Consider the following 21,593-nt stretch of genomic DNA (forward strand, 5'->3'; position numbering starts at 1 on the left):
TCAATTGAGCCAGAGCCGCGGCAACGCCGCACCGGTGCGCGCCAGCACGGCCATCATGTCGGCGCGCAGCCGCGCCGCATCTTGGGCACAGAACCGCGCCATTGCAAAGCCATTCCAGGCGGATATCCCGACCTCGCCGCCAAAGGATTCCGAGGCCTCGCGGAGACGCTCGATCAGGGCCTCGTCGCCGGGCACGATCAGCGCCGTGCCGATCGCAGCGCCGCCCTTCGCCACTGCCGATCGCGCAAGCTTTGCGCCGATGTTGCCGTCGAGCCTGACGGTCTCGGCGAACACTAACTTGCCGCCACGACGCAGCCGCCAGCGGTCGACGAACTCGCCCTGCTCCATCCGTTCGCCCATGGCGGTACGGCCGAACACCACGATCTCGCACAGCAGGAGCGAGGCAGTCGCATCGAGGTCTATGTCGAAGCGGCGCCGCACGCGCGCCCGGTCGAACAGGATCGTCTCCTGCGGCAGCCAGCCGAGATGTGCGCCTGCGGCAACCTTCATCGCTATATTGAGCTCCGCCGCCTGCGCTGGCGCGCGGTAGACCTTTTCCGCGGCCGCCGTCGTCAGCGTCAGCTTCGCACCATCCGCGGCCGCGATCTCGATGTCGAAGCGATCGCCGCCCGCAACGCCGCCGGCCGTGTTGACGAACACACCGGAGAGACCCTCGTCCTCCGGCGAAGGGAAGCGCACGCGCAGCGAGCCGGACTCATGCAATATCCCGCGACGTGTCACACCGTCGCGCGCGTGGACGTCGAAGCGCACCGCGCCGCGGGCGCGGTTGGCGTCGAACACCGAAGATGTCGCTAAAACGTCGCTGCGCATCCGCCTCCCCAGCCGGTCGCGGCAGAATGGCCTATAGCGCCATCTGGCGGCTGATTTCGCTCGCGTCGAGATTGGAGCGGTCGCAGGTAAACTTCACCGCGCCGCGATCCATCACCGCAAAACTGTCGCCGAGTTCGCAGGCAAAGTCGAGATATTGTTCGACCAGCACGATGGCGATGTTGCCGAGATTGCGCAGGTACGAGATGGCTCGGCCGATGTCCTTGATGATCGAGGGCTGGATGCCCTCGGTCGGCTCGTCGAGCAGCAGTAGCTTTGGCCGCATCACTAGCGCGCGCCCGATTGCGAGCTGTTGCTGCTGGCCGCCGGAGAGATCGCCGCCGCGCCGGCCGAGCATGGATTGCAGCACCGGGAACAGCGAGTACACGTCGTCCGGAATGTGCTTGTCCTCGCGCCTGAGCGGGCCGAAGCCGGTCTTGAGATTCTCCTCGACCGTCAGAAGCGGAAATATCTCGCGCCCCTGCGGCACGAAGCCGATGCCCTTGCGCGCGCGCTCATAGGGCTTCAGGCCGCTGATATCGCTGCCGTCGAGCACGATCGCGCCCGAGGAAATCGGGTACTGCCCGACCATGGCGCGCAAGAGCGAGGTCTTGCCGACGCCGTTGCGCCCGAGCACGCAAGTCACCTTGCCGGGTTCGGCCGCGATCGAGACGCCGCGCAGCGCCTGCGCCGCGCCGTAGAACAGGTTGATGTCCTTGACCTCAAGCATCGCTCACCGCCCCAGATACACTTCGATGACCCGCTCGTTGGACGAGACCTGGTCGATGGTGCCTTCCGCGAGCACGGTACCCTCGTGCAGGCAAGTGACCTTGACGCCGAGCTCGCGCACGAACGTCATGTCGTGCTCGACCACCATCACGGTGTGGGTCTTGTTGATTTCCTTGAGCAGCTCAGCGGTGAGATGCGTCTCGACGTCGGTCATGCCGGCGACGGGCTCGTCGACGAGGAGTAGTTTCGGATCCTGTGCGAGCAGCATGCCGATCTCGAGCCACTGCTTCTGGCCGTGGCTGAGGCTGCCGGCGAGACGGTTGCGGGCATCGGTGAGGCGGATCGTCTCCAGCACCTTGTCGATCTGCTCGGATTCCGCCCGGCTGCCGCGCCAGAACAGCGTACCCTTGACGCTGTGGTCGACATTGAGCGCGAGCAGCAAATTGTCCTGCACGGTCTGGCTCTCGAACACGGTCGGCTTCTGGAATTTGCGGCCGATGCCGAGCTCGGCGATGCGGGTCTCGTCCAGCCGCGTCAGGTCGGTAACGCCGTCGAACAAGACGGTACCCTCGTCGGGCTTGGTCTTGCCGGTGATGATGTCCATCATCGTGGTCTTGCCGGCGCCGTTCGGGCCGATGATGGCGCGCATCTCGCCGGGCTCGAGCGTCAGCGAGAGGTTGTTGATGGCGTGGAAGCCGTCGAACGAGACGTGCACGCCGTCGAGATAGAGCATTGCGGAAGTCGCGCGGGTATCCATGACGTTCATTGCGCCTCCTCCGCCATCTTGGGTTCGGTGACGCCGTCTTCGGCCGCGGCGCTCGCAATGGTCGCGGCGTCGCGCCTTTCCTTCGACGAGTCCCACCAGGCGTTGAAAGTGCCGACGATGCCCTTGGGCAGCAGCAGCGTCACCAGGATGAACATGGCGCCCAGCATGAACAGCCAGTAGGGCGCAAGCATGCCGGAGGTGAAGAACGTTTTCGCGTAGTTGACGACGACGGCACCGAGCGCAGCGCCGACCAGCGTACCGCGGCCGCCGACCGCGACCCAGATCACTGCCTCGATCGAATTGCCCGGCGCGAATTCGCTTGGGTTGATGATGCCGACCTGCGGCACATAGAGCGCGCCGGCGACGCCGGCCATGCAGGCCGACACCGTGAACACGAACAGCTTGTAGGATTCGACGCGGTAGCCGAGGAAGCGCGTGCGCGATTCCGCATCGCGCACGGCGATCAGCACTTTGCCGAGCTTGGACGAGACGATGGCGCGGCAGATCAGGAAGCCAACGATCAGCGCCAGGCAGCTCAGCGCGAACAGCGCAGCACGCGTGCCCTCGGCCTGCACGTTGAAGCCCAGGATGTCCTTGAAGTCGGTCATGCCGTTGTTGCCGCCGAAACCGAAATCGTTGCGGAAGAAGGCGAGCAGCAGTGCATAGGTCATCGCCTGCGTGATGATCGACAGATACACGCCCGTGACGCGGGAGCGGAAGGCGAGCCAGCCGAAGCAAAAGGCGAGCAGCCCCGGTACGATCAACACCATCAGCGCGGCAAACCAGAACATGTCGAAGCCGTACCAGTACCAGGGCAGCTTCGAATAGTTCAGGAACACCATGAAGTCCGGCAGGATCGGGTTGCCGTAGACACCGCGGCTGCCGATCTGCCGCATCAGATACATGCCCATCGCGTAGCCGCCGAGCGCGAAGAAGGCGCCGTGGCCGAGCGAGAGGATGCCGCAATAGCCCCAGATCAGGTCGATCGAGAGCGCCAGGATGGCGTAGCAGACATATTTGCCCCAGAGCGCGACCAGATAGGTCGGCACTTGCAGGAACGAGCCCGCGGGCAGCAGCAGGTTGGAGAGCGGGATGAGGATGCCGCAGGCCACGACGACGGCAAGGAAGATCGTCGCGCCGCGGTCCAGCGATCGCGTCAGCATGTGAGGGGTCATGCTTCCACCGCACGGCCCTTGAGCGCGAACAGACCGCGCGGCCGTTTTTGAATGAACAGGATGATGAGAACGAGGATGGCGATCTTGCCGAGCACGGCGCCGGCGACCGGCTCCAGAAATTTGTTGGCGATGCCGAGCGTGAAGGCGCCGACCAGCGTGCCCCAGAGATTGCCGACGCCGCCGAACACCACGACCATGAAGCTGTCGATGATGTAGCTCTGGCCGAGATTGGGGCTGACATTGTCGATCTGAGACAGCGCCACGCCGGCGATGCCGGCAATGCCCGAGCCGAGGCCGAAGGTCAGCGCATCGACACGCGAGGTCGCGATGCCCATCGAAGCCGCCATGCGGCGGTTCTGCGTGACCGCGCGCATCTCGAGCCCGAGTGCCGTGTAGCGCAGCATCGCGAGCAGAATGACGAACACCGCGAGCGTGAAGACAAGGATCCAGAGCCGGTTATAGGTAATCGTGATCTGGCCGAGCTCGAACGCGCCGCTCATCCAGGAGGGGTTGCCGACCTCGCGGTTGGTCGGGCCGAACATGGTGCGCACGGCCTGCTGCAGCACCAGCGACAGGCCCCACGTCGCCAGCAGCGTCTCCAGCGGACGGCCGTACAGAAAGCGGATGATGCTGCGCTCGATCACGACGCCGAGCGCGCCCGCCACCAAAAAGGCGAGCGGCACCGCGATCAGCAGCGAATAGTCGAACAGGCCGGGATAGCGGGTGCGGATCACCTCCTGCACCACGAAGGTGGTGTAAGCCCCGATCATCACCATCTCGCCGTGGGCCATGTTGATGACGCCCATCACGCCGAACGTGATGGCAAGCCCGATCGCGGCAAGCAGCAGCACCGAACCGAGCGAGAGGCCGTACCAGGCATTCTGCACCATCGACCAGACCGCGAGCGAACTCTGGATCGAGCCGATTGCACTCGCGGCAGCCTTGGTCACCGAGGCGGGCTGGTCGCCCATGCCGGTGAGAAGCGCCATCGCCTCCTGGTCGCCGCGCGCCTTGATGGTGGCAACGGCTTCGAGCTTCTCGAGCTCGGTGGCATCAGGCTTGAACAACAGGATCGCCGCGCGGGCGTCGCCCAGCGCGGCCTTGACGGATCGGTTGGTTTCCTTGGCGAGCGCGCCATCGACGGCTTCGAGCGACGTCTCCTCATGCGACTTGAAGACGGATTGCGCGGCCTGGAGCCGCGCTCCGACGTCGGGTGACTGCAGCGTCAGACTGCCGATCGCGGCATCGACGCTGCGGCGCAGGCGGTTGTTGAGGCGGACCGCGCTTGCGCTGTCGGGCACGCTGGCCACGGCCTGACCGGTCGCGGCATCGATCGACTTGCCGTCGGTACCGGTGACGTAAACCTTCTTGCTGTCCGGATCGGCCATCAGCCGGCCGTCCTGGAGCGCGCTGATGATCGGAAAGGCCAGCGTATTGCCGCTGCTCGCGACCACGCCGATCGCCTCTTCCGTGTCGGAATAATCGTCGTTGGCGAATTTGGCGACCGCATCTTCGAACGGACCAGCCAAGGCCGGCAGTGCGAACGCGATCAGGAACAACGAGAGCAGGAGCGAACAGAGGCGGGCGGACAAATTGGCTGGCACTGTGAAAGACCCCGGCAGAAAAGGGTGGAGAAGGCGGCGGGATCGCCGCCTTCTCCGATCGTGCAATGGAGCGTCAGGTTCGGATCAGGAACCCGAACCGAGGCACTTGTTGGTCTTGGTGTTGAAGTTGCCGCACTTCTTGCCGACCCAGTCGCCGACCAGGTCCTTGGAGCCGTCGAGCTCCTTCGACCAGGCGTCGCCCGCGACAAGACCCGGGGTCTTCCACACCACGTCGAACTGGCCGTTGGCTTTGATTTCGCCAATGAACACCGGCTTGGTGATGTGATGGTTCGGAAGCATCTTGGAGGTGCCGCCGGTCAGGTTCTTGGCTTCGATGCCCGGGAGCGCGTCGATCACCTTGTCCGGATCGGTCGATTTCACCTTCTCGACCGCCTTGACCCACATGTCGAAGCCGATCACGTGCGCTTCCATCGGATCGTTGGTCACGCGCTTCGGATTCTTGGTGTAGGTCTGCCACGCCTTGATGAACTTCTCGTTCTCCGGCGACTTGATCGACTGGAAGTAGTTCCAGGCGGCGAGATGGCCGAGCAGCGGCTTGGTGTCGATGCCGGCGAGTTCTTCCTCACCCACCGAGAACGCGACGACCGGGATGTCCTTCGCCTTGATGCCCTGGTTGCCGAGCTCCTTGTAGAAAGGAACGTTGGCGTCGCCGTTGATGGTCGAGACCACGGCGGTCTTCTTGCCGGCCGAGCCGAACTTCTTGATGTCGGCCACGATCGTCTGCCAGTCGGAATGACCGAACGGCGTGTAGTTGATCATGATGTCTTCCTGGGCGACACCCTTGGACTTCAGATAGGCTTCCAGGATCTTGTTGGTGGTGCGCGGATAGACGTAGTCGGTGCCCGCGAGCACCCAGCGCTTCACCTTCTCGTCCTTCATCAGATAGTCGACGGCGGGGATCGCCTGCTGGTTCGGCGCGGCACCGGTGTAGAACACGTTGCGCTCGCTCTCCTCGCCCTCGTACTGCACGGGGTAGAACAGGATGCTGTTCAGCTCCTTGAATACCGGGAGCACCGATTTGCGCGACACCGAGGTCCAGCAGCCGAACACGACCGAGACCTTGTCCTTGGTGATCAGCTCGCGCGCCTTCTCGGCGAACAGCGGCCAGTTCGAAGCGGGATCGACGACGACAGCTTCGAGCTTCTTGCCGTTGACGCCGCCCTTCTTGTTCTGCTCGTCGATCAGGAAGAGGATGGTGTCCTTCAGCGTGGTCTCGCTGATGGCCATGGTCCCGGAGAGGGAATGAAGCACGCCGACCTTGATGGTGTCGTCCGCGGCTTTCGCACCGGAAATGGAAGCCAGACCAAGCATCAGTCCGGCGGTCGCGGCGAGAACGCCACGGCGGCTAAATGGCGCCGCTATATCGTGAGTGGATTTGCTATGCATGAGTATCTCATCTCCCTGACGCAGACGTGAAAAACGCTGCGAAACGGCCCCAACGGCCGCCTGCGATTAACGGATTCGCAAGAACCGTGCCATGGATTAGACACATATTAGGCTATTGATTTCGCTGGCGAAATCGACATAAAACGAACCATCGCCACGGCCGGGTCGCTTAAACATTGAGCAATTCAAATGTATGCGAATGCGGCAGGCAGGCTATTTTCTAAGCAAATTTAGCGCTCTGGCTAAATTTCCGGCATAACTATTTCTGCACCGCGATCGCCATTTGTGGTGCGCCTGCCTTGAAAGCGCCGCCTCAATGTTCCATATGGGGGCCGAGGTCTCTTGCGAATCAGAGACCGTTGCGAGCCGCGTGTTCTTAAGCCCTTACGGGCGTCTGGCTTGCCCCATCCCATCAAGCCATCCGACACCCCAAACACGCAGGTGTCCCTCTCGACACCCTTTTGCGCGCGCCGCGCCGAATGCGCCGGGCGCCCGCTTTTGACATGGAAAGAACCCATCTTTTGACTTCGTTTCAGGATTTCGGCCTCGCCGAACCCATCGCTCGTGCTCTCACCGAAGAGAACTACGTCACCCCCACCCCCATCCAGGCCCAGACGATTCCGACCGCGCTGACCGGCCGCGACGTCGTCGGCATTGCCCAGACCGGAACCGGCAAGACTGCGTCCTTCGCGCTGCCGATCCTGCACCGCCTGCTCGAGAATCGCATCAAGCCGCAGCCGAAGACGACCCGCGTCCTGGTGCTGTCGCCGACCCGCGAACTGTCCGGCCAGATCCTCGACAGCTTCAACGCCTATGGCCGCCACATCCGCCTGTCCTCGACCCTCGCCATCGGCGGCGTGCCGATGGGCCGTCAGGTCCGCTCGCTGATGCAGGGCGTCGAGGTGCTGGTCGCCACCCCCGGCCGTTTGCTCGACCTCGTGCAGAGCAACGGACTGAAGCTTGGAAGCGTCGAATTCCTCGTGCTCGACGAGGCCGATCGCATGCTCGACATGGGCTTCATCAACGACATCCGCAAAATCGTCGCCAAGCTGCCGATCAAGCGGCAGACGCTGTTCTTCTCGGCCACCATGCCGAAGGACATCGCCGAGCTGGCCGACGCCATGCTGCGCGACCCCGCCCGTGTCGCGGTGACCCCGGTCTCCTCGACCGTGGAACGCATCCAGCAGCGCATCATCCAGGTCGACTTCTCCGCGAAGCCGGCGTTCCTCGCCCAGCTGTTGAAACAGGAGCAGGTCAACCGAGCCCTGGTCTTCACGCGCACCAAGCACGGCGCCGACAAGGTCGTAAAGACACTCGAGAAGGCGGGGATTCCCGCCAGCGCCATCCACGGTAACAAGTCGCAGAACCATCGCGAACGGACGCTTGCCCAGTTCCGCACCGGTGAAATCCGCACGCTGGTCGCCACCGATATCGCCGCCCGCGGCATCGATGTCGACGGCATCACCCACGTCATCAATTTCGACCTGCCCAACGTGCCGGAGACCTATGTGCATCGCATCGGTCGCACCGCGCGCGCGGGTGCCGAGGGTACCGCGATCTCACTGGTCGCAGGCGGCGAGGAGCTGAGCTATCTCCGCGACATCGAGCGGCTGATCAAAGTGGCGCTGCCGCGTGAGGATCGCCGCACCGACGCCGGCCGCCGCGATGCGGGCCCTCCCCCGCAGCAGCAACGACAGGGTCGGCCGGGCCGCCCGGGCCAGCGTCCGCAAGGCGCAAGGCATGGCGACGGGCGGCGTGCCGACGAAAGGCATGCTGACGGTCGTCACCACAGTGCCGCCAAGGGCGACGGAAGACCCGGCGAGGCACGGCATGGCGACGCCAGGCGTGCTGACGCACGGCCCGGTACTGGCCCGAAGGCTTCGAAGGCTCCTCGTCGCGACCACACCGGCGGCAAGGCGCATTCTTCGCCAAACAGCCGTCCGGAACAGCGTTCCGCGCATAGCGCCGGGGCGTCTGATGGGATACAAGGCGTTGCCTTTTTGCGCCGCGAGAGTCGGCCGAACGGCCAACCGAACCGCAAACCCCATTCGCACTAGCCGTCCACGACCTGGAGAAATTCATGGCTAAGGAAGAGCTGATCCAGTTCGAAGGACTGGTCACCGAAATCCTCCCCGACGCGCGCTACCGCGTGCAGCTCGACGCCGGACACGAGATCGTCGCCTACACCGCCGGCAAGATGAAGAAGAACCGCATCAAGACTCTGGCGGGCGACCGCGTGACAGTGGAGATGTCGCCCTATGACCTCGAAAAGGGCCGGCTGATTTTCCGCCACAAGGACGAACGTCCGAGCGGGATGGGCGGACCTCCGCGCCCCGGACAGCGCGGCGGCCAGTTCCGCCGCCGCTAGTCGGGGGCTCAGCGCGCGAGCGCGGACCTGAAGTTCCGACCTGTATGCTGATCCGCCGTGAACATCACGGCGGATCAAAAAATCGTGCACGTCAGCATTGTTTTGGGGTTCTGTTTCCAATAAAATGAATTAATCGATTTTCGGCCGGACGACATTAGCATCCACCGGTACAGCCGGTTCAGACACGCTGACGACCCTTCCAAAAATTCGATCTAACCTGTCCGCGCGAGCGGGCTCTGACATTGTGTTATCTGAGAAGGGACTACCCCCATGAGCATGGGAACCGTGAAGTGGTTTAACGCGACCAAAGGCTTCGGCTTCATCCAGCCCGACGATGGCGGCCAGGACGTGTTCGTCCACATCAGCGCTGTGGAGCGTGCAGGCCTCGGCACGCTGCGCGAAGGTCAGAAGATCTCCTACGAGATCGTGGCCGACCGCCGTTCCGGCAAGTCGGCAGCGGACAACCTCCGTTCCGCCGGTTGAGCCTACCGCTTACGGCCCCGATCGGCTCGAGCGAACAAGTCAAAAAGAAAAGGCCGGGCGCAATGCCCGGCCTTTTTTCTAGTTCAGGGGGCACGGCAGCGACGGTACGCCATTGTAAGGAACGCAGGTGACCTGGCGCGGACGCGTGTAGGAGACATCGCTCAGCATGATGCCCGACTTCAGAACAAATTTGACGGAAGGCGTGTAGAGGTAACTCGCCTCGCTGTAAATGAGGTAGGTCTTCGGGATCAAGAGCGTCGACGGAATCATCGAGGTGACCGTGGTACCAGCAGCCAGAGCCGAGGGCGGAGCCGTCAGCGTGGCCTGCGTCGCACCGTTGGCAATGGTGGCGGACTGGCTCCATTTAATTTTGGCGACGCTGCTCGAGTCGATATAGATCTGAAGAACCGTGCCGTTCACGAGCGTAGCGTCGTAAGGCATGATCATCGAAATGCTTGCCGTGAACGTGTCCTGCAAGTCGCCAGCGTCGAGCGACGTTGACTGCGACGTCAAATCGGACAGCGTCCGTGCAATCATCGTGACTTTGCGATCAATCGCCACGGCCGATGAAAATTCGACGGTACCGAAGAACATCACCAGCATCAGCGGCACGATGACCGCGAATTCGGTCGCAGCGAGCGCGCGCTTGTCGGCGACGAAGTCGCGCACGAAGTGACCGGTATTCCTCCAGATATGCGCAATCGGCTGCATCGGCTTGCTCGAATCCATCTGTCTCAAAAAGGTTCGTTCTTGAAGGCCGCGGTCGCGACCAGCAGCCGTTTGTTGCTGCAGCCCATGTTGAAGCCAAGGCCGGTGACGATGAGCGGCCACTGATAGAACAGGCGCACCACGACGACCTGACCGGCGGCCCCGGCATTGTACTGCACGCCGGCTGGGTTGAAGCTGCAGGAATTGCCGTAGCTGGTGAGGCTTAGTGCTCCGAACGAGTTTGTACTCACAACGTCGACGTAGAGCTTGGTGCAATCAAAGAGTGCTGGGATCTGGCTGCAGACGTAAGCCTTGAACGTCGCTTGCGAGCAGGGCGTGCTCACGCCGGAGACCGCGCAGGCCGCCACCGAACCGGATTGCGCCTGCCCCGTCAGCAACACCCGCGCGGAATTCTGGCTGGCGCTCTCGAGCACCTGGGTCGCCAAGAACATCAGCGCCGTCTCGATGACGGCGAACAGCAGCGCGAAGAACATCGGTGCGACCAGCGCGAACTCGACGGCTGCGGAGCCGCGGCGACTGCCGCGAAACCGGCGCAGCATGGCGAGGAGCGTGAACCTCGTAGGTGCAGGCGAAGGCATCAAATTCCCCAGCAGCAGCAATCATCTGCCATGTTCAATAGCGGAAACTGATTGTTTAAGTGTTTCAGGCGATCCGCACCCGGCGGCCCGGGCCATTAAGGGCGCGTTAACTGTGAACGACCCAGGCCAACGAGACGAGAGCGTTGAGACGAGCATACGGAGAGAGAAACTCACGCGCCCGCGTCGGCCCGGGGCGATCCTTGCCCCGGCAAACCGCCAATCAAACTCGCTGGTTGGTCTTACTCAGTTCGTCTTACTCAGTTCGTCTTGGCGCCCGCACCAGCATTGCCGCTGGCCGTGCTGCTCAACGAACCGGCCTGACTCATCGTGTTGTTGAAATAGGTGTCGCTGTCGCCGAGCGTCACGCGACGCTGGCAAACCGGCATGCAGCTGTAGGACTCGCGCTCGATCCCGCGATAGACGGTGACGAGCCGATCGCTCGGACCTTCGACCTGGATCTGGCGGTCGACCAGGATCTCGCCGCCTCGGTCGAGCGCGATGAAGTTGGTGGCGCCATAGCCCTTGCCGGTCACGACGATCATGCCACCAGGCTGGAGCGTGACGTCGGCGATCATGGGATTGCCGACCACGATGGTCGCCACCTTGCCAGGCAACCGCACCAGCTTGGCCTGGTCGACATTCACGGCAATGGCATCTGCGGTCGGCTCGGCAAGGCCAGCAGCCGGCGATGCCAGCACCGCGGCCGCAACCAGAAGACAGACGCGCGCATGACGGCGCAGCAGTTGTTTACGCATACTCTTACCCCCGGGACGTCACAAACCGGCAGAAGCAATCAGATACAGCCGAGCCGGTGCCCGACCCGGCTAACCTGCCCTCAATTCGTGAACGTTCCGCAAATTCGCCGACTATTGTTTGAACGGACTGGCATTTTGCGGCCCTCGAGAACCTAGCGGCGGAACGGATAGGCAAGCTGCCCTCCGATCTCCTTCGGCATGGTGGCTTCATCCTTGCCGTAATCCTGCGGCAATTGCCCCGCGGGCATGCGGAAAGTGCCGAACAGCACATCCCAGATCGGGAACGTGCCGGCAAAATTGGTGTCGCCGCCCTCTGCGAGCGAGGTGTGGTGCCAGCGATGGAACACCGGCGTCGCCAGCACATATTTGAACGGCCCGAAGGTCCAGTTGAGGTTGGCGTGCACGAAGGCCGAATGGAAGGTCGTGAACGGGGCGAGCCAGACCATGGCGTTCGGCGAAATGCCGGCCATCAGCAGCACGACGTCGACCGCGATCGTACCGAGCACGAGATTGACGGGATGGAAGCGGGCCGCGGAAATCCAGCTGATCTCCTCCGAGGAGTGATGGATCGCGTGGTACTTCCAGAACCCGCCGCCGTGGAACAGCCGGTGCAGCCAGTACAGCATGAAATCGGACAGCACCAGGAACAGCACGGCCTGGACCCAGAGCGGCAATAGCGCCAGCGGGCCGTGGCCATTGTCGTAGAAGGCGACGAGCCCGTCGGCATCATGGATGTTGAAGACGAAGCTCGCACCGACGATCAGAAGGCTGATCCGCATGACGCGTGCGAACACCGGAACGACAAACCAGTAGCAGATGTCCGTGACGATCTCCCGCTTGCGCCACCAGGGCACGCCGGGATTGCAGGCCCAGACGTGCTCGAGCACGGTGAAGACCACCGCGAGCGCGAAGGTCGTGGGGATCACCTTCGCGATGGTCTCGCCGAGCATCAGGGCGATTTCCATGGGCAGGCTCGACATTGTCGCCTCTCTTGCGAATTGCTGGTCCCGCCTACGCGTACTCCCCCAAATTTAAGGGACGGTGAAGCCGGAGCTGCGCTTGCTGCACATCCGGAACTGGAACGATTGCAGCTGGCTGCCTTAAGACGAAATTCACTCTGGCCAGCGGCCGGCGGGTTTGACCGATCGAATTAACTCTCCCGAAAGAGCTCGGATCTCATGGTCGTTGCGTCAAGCACACGCCGAACGAGGCGATCCCACCCCAGATGGAGTTTTGTTCATGAAGAACCTGATTGCGCGTTTCGCGAAAGATGAATCCGGCGCCACCGCCATCGAATACGGTCTGATCGCCGCCGGCATCGCGCTGGCCATCATCACCGTCGTCAACAATCTCGGCAGCACGCTGAACGCCAAGTTCAACTCGATCAGCAGCTCGCTGAAGTAAGCGATCGACGAACGACGGCAAAAGCCCCGGGCCTCCGGGGCCTTTGTTTTTCAGACCGCGAGTTCCAGTGGCGTTGAGCAAGTACAGAACCGATGCCGCGGTCGCGGCAAACGCGGCGGAGGCCGCGCAGACCGGCTCGCCGGCTTACTGGGTCTGTCTGGCCCTGCTGCTTGCGACCGTCGCGCTCGCCGCACGCATCGCCTCCCTCTGGTGAGCACGCCTTCGGCTGGTTCCGCCCCTCGAAATCGCTGCCGCCGTTTTCGGTTTGTTTAGCACTGCCGGCTAGAATCCGGCGACGCCAGCTCCGCGGCAAACCCAGGCCTCAAGACGCAGCCCATGATCCTCGACCTTGCGCGCCTTCTGCTCTTCCCTGCCCTGATGGCGTTTGCCGCCGCGAGCGATCTCTTCACGATGACGATCTCCAACCGCGTATCGCTGGCGCTGGTCGCCGGCTTTTTCGCGCTTGCTCTCGCCGGTGGCATGGCACCTTACGAGATGCTGAGCCATGTCGGCTCAGGCGCGCTCGTCCTGGTCGTGGCTTTCACCTGTTTTGCGATGGGCTGGGTCGGCGGTGGCGATGCCAAGGTCGCGGCCTCCGTCGCACTCTGGTTCGGGTTCGCACAGCTGATGAACTTCCTGCTCTACGCCTCGCTGTTCGGCGGGGCGCTGACGCTGCTCCTGCTCCAGTTCCGGCAATGGCCGCTGCCTTATGGGCTGGCGGGCCAAGCCTGGCTCGCGCGGCTGCACGCCAAGGAGAGCGGCATTCCCTACGGCATTGCGCTCGCAATGAGTGCGCTGATGGTCTACCCGGAGACCGAATGGGTGAAGGCGATCGACCTCGCTCACCTCGCATTGCGCTGAACGCATCGGGTCAACCCGGCGTTAAGGCGATTTAGATACGCCTCATTAACCATGCTTTGACGAATAGCTGGTCAACTGCCGATTACGGCGGCGTCAGCGTCGCGGCGTTTGTTGGAAAGTGAAGCGTATGAATAGGGCACGCATTGTCGTCCTGACGGTCGCCATCTGCGCCGGCGGTGTCGCCGCGTATCTGGCGAGCGGCTCGGACAATTCTGCGCCGCCTCCGGCTCCGGTCGCGCAGCTTCCCACCGTCGACGTGCTGGTCGCCAAGAACGACATCGGCCTCGGCCAGACCGTCAAGCCGGAAGACGTGCAATGGCAGACCTGGCCGTCCGCGACCGCCAGCACCACCTTCATCCGCCGCAACGAGCGCCCCGAGGGGGTAACCCAGGTCACCGGCTCGATCGCACGATCTCCCTTCATCCAGGGTGAGCCGATCCGCGACCAGAAGCTGGTCAAAGCCGAAGGCTCCGGCTTCATGGCGGCAATCCTGCCCACCGGCATGCGGGCGATTTCGACCGAGATCTCGCCGGAAACCGGCGCAGGCGGCTTCATCCTCCCCAACGACCGCGTCGACGTGCTTCTGACGCGCCGTCTCAAGAACCCGGACCAGAGCAGCGGCGCCCCCGATGTGATCACATCCGAGATCATCCTGGCCAATATCCGCGTCCTGGCCATCGACCAGGCGCCGAAGGAGAAGGACGGGCAGAACGCGGTGGTCGGCAAGACCGTCACCCTCGAGCTCAATCCTGCGCAGACTGCGACGCTCTCCTCCGCACGCCAGAGCGGCACGCTGTCGCTGGCGTTGCGCAGCATCGTCGACGTCAAGCTGAGCGAGATCACGCTCGATGATTCCGCGCAGAAGCGCGAGGGCGTTTCGATCATTCGGTACGGTATCCCTAGCTCGACGGCGAAGGCACGATGAGGACTGTCGATATGAAATGCAGGGCGAACTTGGCGACGATGCGAACTTCTGTGGTCCGCGCCCTGTCGTTTTCGGCCGCCGTCGCGCTCGCGCTCAACCCGGTGCTGACCCCTGTGGTCGCCGCCGACTATCGCCCCGTGGCGCAGGCTGCGCCCGACGGTCAGATGAACGCGCGATTCCTCTCGCTCGGCATCGGCAAGTCGATCGTGATCGACCTTCCGCGTGACATCAAGGACGTGCTTGTCGCCGATCCCAAGATCGCCAATGCGGTCGTCCGCTCGGCGCAGCGCGCCTACATCATCGGCGCCGCGATCGGCCAGACCAACATCGTGTTCTTCGATTCCGCCGGCCAGCAGATTGCGGCCTATGACATCGCGGTCAAGCGCGACCTCAACGGCGTGCGGGCCGCGCTGAAGCAGATCCTGCCGAACTCAGACATCCAGATCGACGGGCTGGGCGACGGCATCATCCTGACCGGCTCGGCCGCGAATCCCGCCGAAGCCCTGCAGGCCAACGACCTCGCCGTGCGCCTCGCGGGCGGCCCCGAGAAGGTCGTGAACTCGATCGTGGTCCGCGGCCGCGACCAGGTTATGCTCAAGGTGACTGTCGCCGAAGTGCAGCGCAGCATCATCAAGCAGCTCGGAATCGACCTCACCGCCAACCTCAGCTACGGCACCTCCGTCGTCAGCTTCAGCAACTCCAATCCGTTCACGGCTCTCGGCCACAACCTCGTCGACGGCAACAACCTGACCACCAAGTTCGGCGGGGCCCCGTCGGTGCAGGCCACCCTGCGTGCGATGGAAACCGCGGGCGTGATCCGGACGCTGGCCGAACCGAATCTGACTGCGATCTCCGGTGAATCGGCAACGTTCATCGCCGGCGGTGAATTCCCGGTGCCTGCCGGATACGCGTGCGACCCCACCACGCACGTCTGTACCACCCAGATCAGCTTCAAGAAGTTCGGCATCTCGCTCAACTTCACCCCCGTCGTTCTCACCGAGGGCAAGATCAGCCTGCGGGTGATGACCGAGGTCTCTGAGCTCTCCAACGAAAACGCGATCACGCTGTCCCAGGCCGTGACCTCGTCCTCGGTCAACTCGCTCACGGTGCCCTCGATCAAGACCCCGCCGCGCGGAAACCTCGCTGGAAATTCCCTCCGGCGGCGCGATGGCTATGGCCGGCCTGATCCAGCAGCAGACCAAGCAGGCGGTCAGCGGACTGCCGGGCCTGATGCAGCTCCCGGTCCTCGGCACGCTGTTCCGCAGCCGCGACTTCGTCAACAACGCGACCGAGCTGGTCGTGATCGTGACGCCCTATATCGTTCGCGCAGTTGCGCAAAAGGATCTGTCGCGGCCGGATGATGGCTTCTCCGCGCCTGCGGATCCGCAGGCCGAACTGCTCGGCAACATCAACCGCATCTACGGCGTGCCCGGCCGGACCGAACCGGCCAAGAATTACCGCGGCACCTACGGCTTCATCACCGACTGAGGCGGAACGGGGACTTCATGAAGATCACTAGACCACCCCAGATTCGCAGGCGCGCCATCCACCTCGGCGGCGCGCTCGTCGGCATGGCGCTCGCCCTTGGCGGCTGCCAGCATGACGAAGCGGTCACGGCCTCCATTCCCGACGACTACAAGCAGCGGCATCCGATCGCGATCGAGGAGCAAAATCGCTCCATCGTCGTCTTCGTCGGCCATGCCCGCGGCGGCTTGACCGCCGCCCAGCGCGCCGACGTGATGGGCGTCGCGTCGGCCTGGATGCACGAAGGCACCGGCGCGATCCGGATCGACGTGCCGTCCGGCACGCCCAACGCGCGTCCGGTCGCGGACACCATGCGTGAAATCCAGGCGATCCTGTCAGCGGCAGGCGTTCCGCCGCGCGGCGTCAGCGCCCGCTCTTACCAGCCGGAAGACAAGCGCTTCCTGCCGCCGATCCGGCTCACCTATTCCAAGATCGCCGCGGTCGCGGGTCCCTGCGGCCTGTGGCCGGAAGACATCGGCCCTTCGATGAAGAACAAGAGCTGGTTCGAGAACAAGGACTATTACAATTACGGCTGCGCTTATCAGCGCAACCTTGCGGCGATGGTCGACAATCCGTCGGATCTCGAGCAGCCGCGGCCCGAAACGCCGTCCTACACGCCGCGTCGCACCGCCGCGTTCGAGAAGTATCGCAAGGGAATGCCGACGGCGGTCGCCTATCCTGAGGCCGACAGGGCCAAACTCAGCGACACCGGCAAATGATCAGCTACGCTCGCCAGCCCCAAGAAGAGCAGTCCGAGGCATCGCTCCCGCCGGCCGAGGAGCATATTGCGCCTGCGCCCCGCGTTTCCGTCCAGGCTTTCTGCGAGACCGTGGAAACGGCCGCCGCCGTGCAGTCGGCCGGCGAAGATCGCCGTCTCGGCAAGGCCCATCTGAAGATCCAGATGGGCGGTATGGCGGCTGCGGTCGAAGCCTACCGCTCGGCACCCACGCCGAACGTGATCGTGCTCGAAAGCGACGGCCGCAACGACCTCCTGGGCGGGCTCGATCATCTCGCGACCGTCTGCGACGCCGGCACCCGCGTGGTCGTGATCGGCCGCATCAACGACGTCATGCTCTACCGCGAGCTGGTGCGGCGCGGCGTCAGCGACTACGTGCTCGCGCCGGTCGGCGCGATCGACGTCGTGCGCTCGATCTGCAACCTGTTCTCGGCGCCGGAAGCCAAGGCCGTCGGCCGCATCATCGCCGTGGTCGGCGCCAAGGGCGGCGTCGGCGCGTCAACCATCTCCCACAACGTCGCCTGGGCGATCGCCCGCGATCTCGCGATGGATGCGGTCGTCGCCGACCTCGACCTCGCCTTCGGCACTGCCGGGCTCGACTATAACCAGGATCCGCCGCAGGGTATTGCCGACGCCGTGTTCTCGCCCGATCGCGTCGATACCGCCTTCATTGACCGCCTGCTGTCAAAATGCACCGACCACCTTAGCCTGCTGGCCGCGCCGGCGACGCTCGACCGGGTCTATGATTTCGGCGCCGACGCCTTCGATGCCGTGTTCGATACGCTGCGCTCCACCATGCCCTGCATCGTGCTCGACGTTCCGCACCAATGGTCGGGCTGGACAAAACGCGCCCTGATCGGAGCGGACGACATCCTGATCGTGGCGGCGCCCGACCTCGCCAATTTGCGCAACACCAAGAACCTGTTCGATCTCCTGAAGGCCGCGCGCCCGAACGACCGTCCGCCGCTCTACTGCCTGAACCAGGTCGGCGTGCCGAAACGGCCCGAAATCGCCGCGGCAGAGTTCGCCAAGGCGATCGAGAGCCAGCCGGTCGTCTCGATCCCGTTCGAGCCGCAGATCTTCGGCTCGGCGGCCAATAACGGCCAGATGATCGCGGAGATCTCGGCCAACCACAAGTCAATCGAGATGTTCCTTCAGATCGCCCAGCGCCTGACCGGCCGCAGCGAAACGAAGAAGCAAAAGTCGTCCCTGCTTTCACCCCTGATTGAGAAGTTGCGGGGAAAATAGGTCGCCGCATGGAGTTTTTAAGTGTTCGGTAAGCGTAGCGGAACAGACACCGACCCTCGGGCCCCGAAGCCCGGTGCCGTGTCGTCAGAGCCTGCCCAGGCTTCGGCGCCCGCTGTGTCGCGCGTGCCGCCGCCGCCGGCCGTCACCTCTCCGCCGCTTGCCCCGGCGAAGCCTGCGCCGACCATGGAAGCCCGCCGCTCGGACAATTATTACGAGGTCAAGGCAACCATCTTCGGCGCGCTGATCGAGGCCATCGACCTCGCCCAGCTCGCCAAGCTCGATTCGGAGTCCGCGCGCGAGGAAATCCGGGACATCGTCAACGAGATCATCGCGATCAAGAACATCGTGATGTCGATCGCCGAGCAGGAAGAGCTGCTCGACGACATCTGCAATGACGTCCTCGGCTACGGTCCGCTGGAGCCGCTGTTGTCGCGCGACGACATCGCCGACATCATGGTCAACGGCGCCGACACTGTCTACATCGAGGTCGCCGGCAAGATCCAACGCACCGGTATCCGCTTCCGCGACAACCAGCAGCTCCTCAACATCTGCCAGCGTATCGTCAGCCAGGTCGGCCGGCGCGTCGACGAATCCTCGCCGATCTGCGACGCGCGCCTGGCCGATGGCTCCCGCGTCAACGCCATCGTGCCCCCGCTGTCGATCGACGGCCCCACGCTCACCATCCGCAAGTTCAAGAAGGACAAGCTGACGCTCGATCAGCTCGTCAAGTTCGGCGCAATCTCGCCGGAGGGCGCGGAAATCCTCCAGATCATCGGCCGCGTCCGCTGCAACGTGCTGATCTCCGGCGGTACCGGCTCGGGCAAAACCACGTTGCTCAACTGCCTGACCAACTACATCGAGCACGACGAGCGTGTCATCACCTGCGAAGACGCTGCCGAACTCCAGCTCCAGCAGCCGCACGTGGTCCGACTGGAAACCCGCCCGCCCAACATCGAGGGCGAGGGCCAGGTCACCATGCGGGAGCTGGTGCGCAACTGCCTGCGTATGCGTCCCGAGCGCATCATCGTCGGCGAAGTCCGCGGACCCGAGGCGTTCGACCTGCTCCAGGCCATGAACACCGGCCATGACGGCTCGATGGGCACGCTGCACGCCAACAATCCCCGCGAGGCGCTATCGCGCTGCGAATCCATGATCACGATGGGCGGCTTCTCCCTGCCTTCACGCACCATCCGCGAGATGATCTGCGCCTCGATCGACGTCATCGTCCAGGCCGCGCGCCTGCGCGACGGTTCGCGCCGCATCACCCACATCACCGAGGTGATGGGCATGGAAGGCGACACCATCATCACCCAGGACGTCTTCCTCTACGACATGGTCGGCGAGGACGCCAACGGCAAGATCATCGGCCGGCATCGGTCGACCGGAATCGGCCGTCCGAAGTTCTGGGAACGCGCCCGCTATTACGGCGAAGAGAAGCGCCTTGCCGCGGCGCTCGACGCCGCGGAAGTGGCGCCCACGACGTGAGCAGGTCAGCGCAGCCATGAACATGCAAGTCCTTGCCCTCGCCTTCCTTGCCACCGCCGCCGTCGGCGGCTTCGCCTGGGTCTTCCTTTATCCTATGCTGTCCGGGGAACGGAAGGCCGAGAGCCGCCGCGCCTCGATCTCGCGGGCAGAGGCGCCCACGGCCCGCGCGGCCGAGAAGACGCAGCGCTCGCGCCGCGAGCAGGTCGAAACCTCGCTCAAGGATCTCGAGGCGCGGCGCCTGCAGGAGAAGAGCGTACCGCTCAGTGTTCGCCTGTCGCAGGCCGGCCTCGACTGGGCGCCGCAGAAATTCTGGATCGTGTCCGCCGTCGTGGCGGGCGTGCTGTTCGCAGTCGCCTTGTTCATCGGCGGCGGCCTGCTCGGTGCCGCCGGACTCGCTTTCGCCGGCGGCTTCGGTCTGCCACGCTGGGCGCTGGGCTTCCTGAAGAGGCGCCGCGAAGCCAAATTCCTGAAGGCCCTGCCCGACGCGGTCGACGTGATCGTCCGCGGCATCAAGGCGGGCCTGCCGCTGTTCGAATCGATCAAGGTCGTCGCCGCCGACGCGCCGGAGCCGCTACGCTCGGAGTTTCTGTCCATCATCGAAACGCAGGCGATCGGCATGCCGCTCGGCGAGGCCTGCACGCGACTTTACGATCGGATGCCGCTGCCCGAGGCTAATTTCTTCGGCATCGTCATCTCGATCCAGCAGAAATCGGGCGGCAATCTCTCCGAAGCACTCGGCAACCTCTCCAAGGTGCTGCGCGACCGCAAGAAGATGAAAGAGAAGATCCAGGCGATGTCGATGGAAGCCAAGGCCTCGGCCGGCATCATCGGCTCGCTGCCGCCGATCGTGATGTTCCTCGTCTACCTCACAACGCCGGGATACATCTCGATGCTTTGGACTCATCCCACCGGCCAGCTCATGCTGGTCGGCTGCGTCGTCTGGATGTCGATTGGCATCATGGTGATGAAGAAGATGATCAATTTCGACTTCTGATGGTGCCTTATGGTAGAGTTCCTCATTGCGAAGCTTCACGACGTCCACTTCATGACGATGCTGCTGGCGGCCATCGCCGCCAGCGCCACCGTCTATACGCTGGTGATGCCGCTGTTCGCCGGCGAAGGCCTTTCCAAGCGCATGAAGGCGGTGGCGAACGAACGTGAGCGCATCCGGCAGCGCGAGCGCGAGCGCCTCCACAAGAGCGAAAAAGTCTCGCTGCGCCAGACGCCGAAGCAGCTCGTCTCGAAGGTCGTCGACGATTTCAACCTAACCAAATGGCTCGCGCAGGAAGCTGCGCGGGACAAGCTCATCATGGCGGGCTATCGAGGCCAGGCGCCCTACATCACCTTCCTGTTTGCCCGCATGGTTGCCCCGATCGTGCTATTCGTCGGCTCGATCATCTACGTGTTCCTGATCGCGCATATGCAGCAGTCGATGCCGATCAAGATCGGCATCTGCGTCGGCGCGGCCTATCTCGGACTTCAAGCGCCGATGCTGTTCCTCAGGAACGCGATCTCCAAACGCCAACTCTCGATCAAGCGCGCCTTTCCCGATGCGCTCGACCTGCTCCTGATCTGCATCGAATCCGGCATGTCGATCGAGATGGCGTTCCGGAAGGTCGCGGTCGAAATCGTGGGCCAGTCGATCGCGCTGTCGGAGGAGTTCACCCTGACCACGGCCGAGCTGTCCTATTTGCAGGATCGCAAGGTCGCCTACGAGAACCTCGCGCGGCGCACCGGGCTCGAGGGCGTCAAGTCGGTATGTCTCGCGCTCCAGCAGGCGGAGCGTTACGGCACCCCGCTCGGCCATTCCTTGCGGGTGATGGCGCAGGAAAACCGCGACATGCGCATGAACGAGGCCGAGAAAAAGGCAGCGGCACTGCCGCCGAAGCTGACGGTACCGATGATCCTGTTCTTCCTGCCGGTGCTGTTCGTCGTCATCCTCGGACCGACGGGGATCAAGGTCACCGAAATGCAATGACGCTCGACGC

Annotated in this window: 22 protein-coding genes and 1 pseudogene; 13 read left to right on the forward strand and 10 right to left on the reverse strand. The window is 63.7% G+C overall.

Annotated elements, in window-relative coordinates; genetic code table 11:
• From ACVIN2_RS16330 to urtA, 6 genes are all read right to left on the reverse strand, one after another.
• The gene (locus ACVIN2_RS16330) at positions 1–831 is read right to left on the reverse strand and encodes an urease accessory protein UreD (RefSeq protein WP_456766321.1); all 831 of its coding nucleotides are present in this window, start codon (positions 829–831) and stop codon (positions 1–3) included.
• Positions 832–862: 31 nt separating this feature from the next.
• Positions 863–1,558, reverse strand: a complete 696-nt coding sequence (gene urtE, locus ACVIN2_RS16335; protein WP_456766322.1) for an urea ABC transporter ATP-binding subunit UrtE — start codon at positions 1,556–1,558, stop codon at positions 863–865.
• A gap of 3 nt (positions 1,559–1,561) precedes the next feature.
• Positions 1,562–2,323: an urea ABC transporter ATP-binding protein UrtD gene (urtD, locus tag ACVIN2_RS16340; RefSeq protein ID WP_027515450.1), complete on the reverse strand. Its 762-nt coding sequence runs from the start codon at positions 2,321–2,323 to the stop codon at positions 1,562–1,564.
• The gene (gene urtC / locus ACVIN2_RS16345; RefSeq protein ID WP_456766323.1) at positions 2,320–3,498 is read right to left on the reverse strand and encodes an urea ABC transporter permease subunit UrtC; all 1,179 of its coding nucleotides are present in this window, start codon (positions 3,496–3,498) and stop codon (positions 2,320–2,322) included. The genes urtD and urtC overlap by 4 nt, the downstream gene beginning before the upstream one ends.
• A complete protein-coding gene (gene urtB / locus ACVIN2_RS16350) occupies positions 3,495–5,102 on the reverse strand; it encodes an urea ABC transporter permease subunit UrtB (protein ID WP_456766324.1) in 1,608 nt (535 codons plus the stop codon). Before urtB ends, urtC begins: the two co-directional genes overlap by 4 nt.
• A gap of 84 nt (positions 5,103–5,186) precedes the next feature.
• Positions 5,187–6,509, reverse strand: coding sequence for an urea ABC transporter substrate-binding protein (gene urtA / locus ACVIN2_RS16355; protein ID WP_007599797.1), 1,323 nt, complete (start codon positions 6,507–6,509; stop codon positions 5,187–5,189).
• 479 nt (positions 6,510–6,988) lie between these two features.
• Between urtA and ACVIN2_RS16360 the strand changes: the two genes are divergently transcribed.
• The 3 genes from ACVIN2_RS16360 (at position 6,989) to ACVIN2_RS16370 (ending at position 9,360) form a co-directional block, all read left to right on the forward strand.
• Positions 6,989–8,566: a DEAD/DEAH box helicase gene (locus ACVIN2_RS16360; protein WP_456766325.1), complete on the forward strand. Its 1,578-nt coding sequence runs from the start codon at positions 6,989–6,991 to the stop codon at positions 8,564–8,566.
• Positions 8,567–8,589: 23 nt separating this feature from the next.
• The gene (infA, locus tag ACVIN2_RS16365; RefSeq protein ID WP_007599789.1) at positions 8,590–8,877 is read left to right on the forward strand and encodes a translation initiation factor IF-1; all 288 of its coding nucleotides are present in this window, start codon (positions 8,590–8,592) and stop codon (positions 8,875–8,877) included.
• A 270-nt stretch (positions 8,878–9,147) separates the two neighbouring features.
• Positions 9,148–9,360 carry a cold-shock protein gene (locus ACVIN2_RS16370; RefSeq protein ID WP_007599788.1) on the forward strand — a complete coding sequence of 71 codons (213 nt, stop codon included), beginning with the start codon at positions 9,148–9,150 and terminating at the stop codon, positions 9,358–9,360.
• Positions 9,361–9,438: 78 nt separating this feature from the next.
• On the opposite strand, the gene ACVIN2_RS16375 is transcribed toward ACVIN2_RS16370, so the two are convergent.
• The 4 genes from ACVIN2_RS16375 to ACVIN2_RS16390 form a co-directional block, all read right to left on the reverse strand.
• The gene (locus ACVIN2_RS16375) at positions 9,439–10,071 is read right to left on the reverse strand and encodes a TadE/TadG family type IV pilus assembly protein (protein WP_456769739.1); all 633 of its coding nucleotides are present in this window, start codon (positions 10,069–10,071) and stop codon (positions 9,439–9,441) included.
• Positions 10,072–10,094: 23 nt separating this feature from the next.
• Positions 10,095–10,667, reverse strand: coding sequence for a TadE/TadG family type IV pilus assembly protein (locus ACVIN2_RS16380; protein ID WP_456766326.1), 573 nt, complete (start codon positions 10,665–10,667; stop codon positions 10,095–10,097).
• Positions 10,668–10,924: 257 nt separating this feature from the next.
• A complete protein-coding gene (locus ACVIN2_RS16385; protein ID WP_027570204.1) occupies positions 10,925–11,422 on the reverse strand; it encodes a pilus assembly protein N-terminal domain-containing protein in 498 nt (165 codons plus the stop codon).
• A 152-nt stretch (positions 11,423–11,574) separates the two neighbouring features.
• The gene (locus ACVIN2_RS16390; RefSeq protein WP_027515443.1) at positions 11,575–12,402 is read right to left on the reverse strand and encodes a sterol desaturase family protein; all 828 of its coding nucleotides are present in this window, start codon (positions 12,400–12,402) and stop codon (positions 11,575–11,577) included.
• Positions 12,403–12,661: 259 nt separating this feature from the next.
• Between ACVIN2_RS16390 and ACVIN2_RS16395 the strand changes: the two genes are divergently transcribed.
• From ACVIN2_RS16395 to ACVIN2_RS16440, 10 genes and pseudogenes are all read left to right on the forward strand, one after another.
• Positions 12,662–12,826 (forward strand): Flp family type IVb pilin, encoded by a 165-nt coding sequence (locus ACVIN2_RS16395; protein WP_456766327.1) that lies wholly within the window; start codon positions 12,662–12,664, stop codon positions 12,824–12,826.
• A gap of 73 nt (positions 12,827–12,899) precedes the next feature.
• Positions 12,900–13,040: a hypothetical protein gene (locus ACVIN2_RS16400; protein ID WP_197031224.1), complete on the forward strand. Its 141-nt coding sequence runs from the start codon at positions 12,900–12,902 to the stop codon at positions 13,038–13,040.
• 122 nt (positions 13,041–13,162) lie between these two features.
• Positions 13,163–13,687: an A24 family peptidase gene (locus ACVIN2_RS16405; protein WP_027570202.1), complete on the forward strand. Its 525-nt coding sequence runs from the start codon at positions 13,163–13,165 to the stop codon at positions 13,685–13,687.
• 127 nt (positions 13,688–13,814) lie between these two features.
• Positions 13,815–14,612 carry a Flp pilus assembly protein CpaB gene (gene cpaB / locus ACVIN2_RS16410; RefSeq protein ID WP_007605393.1) on the forward strand — a complete coding sequence of 266 codons (798 nt, stop codon included), beginning with the start codon at positions 13,815–13,817 and terminating at the stop codon, positions 14,610–14,612.
• Between the two features lie 11 nt (positions 14,613–14,623).
• Positions 14,624–16,100, forward strand: a pseudogene (locus ACVIN2_RS16415) (type II and III secretion system protein family protein).
• A gap of 17 nt (positions 16,101–16,117) precedes the next feature.
• On the forward strand, positions 16,118–16,855 hold the full coding sequence (locus ACVIN2_RS16420) for a CpaD family pilus assembly protein (protein WP_456766328.1): 738 nt from the start codon (positions 16,118–16,120) through the stop codon (positions 16,853–16,855).
• Entirely contained in the window at positions 16,852–18,120 is a 1,269-nt protein-coding gene (locus tag ACVIN2_RS16425; protein WP_027570198.1) for an AAA family ATPase, read from the forward strand. The genes ACVIN2_RS16420 and ACVIN2_RS16425 overlap by 4 nt, the downstream gene beginning before the upstream one ends.
• A gap of 21 nt (positions 18,121–18,141) precedes the next feature.
• The gene (locus ACVIN2_RS16430) at positions 18,142–19,605 is read left to right on the forward strand and encodes a CpaF family protein (protein ID WP_456766329.1); all 1,464 of its coding nucleotides are present in this window, start codon (positions 18,142–18,144) and stop codon (positions 19,603–19,605) included.
• Between the two features lie 16 nt (positions 19,606–19,621).
• A complete protein-coding gene (locus ACVIN2_RS16435; protein WP_456766330.1) occupies positions 19,622–20,599 on the forward strand; it encodes a type II secretion system F family protein in 978 nt (325 codons plus the stop codon).
• Positions 20,600–20,608: 9 nt separating this feature from the next.
• A complete protein-coding gene (locus tag ACVIN2_RS16440; protein ID WP_456766331.1) occupies positions 20,609–21,583 on the forward strand; it encodes a type II secretion system F family protein in 975 nt (324 codons plus the stop codon).
• Positions 21,584–21,593: the final 10 nt, after the last annotated feature.

Source organism: Bradyrhizobium sp. USDA 3650, from assembly GCF_054057395.1.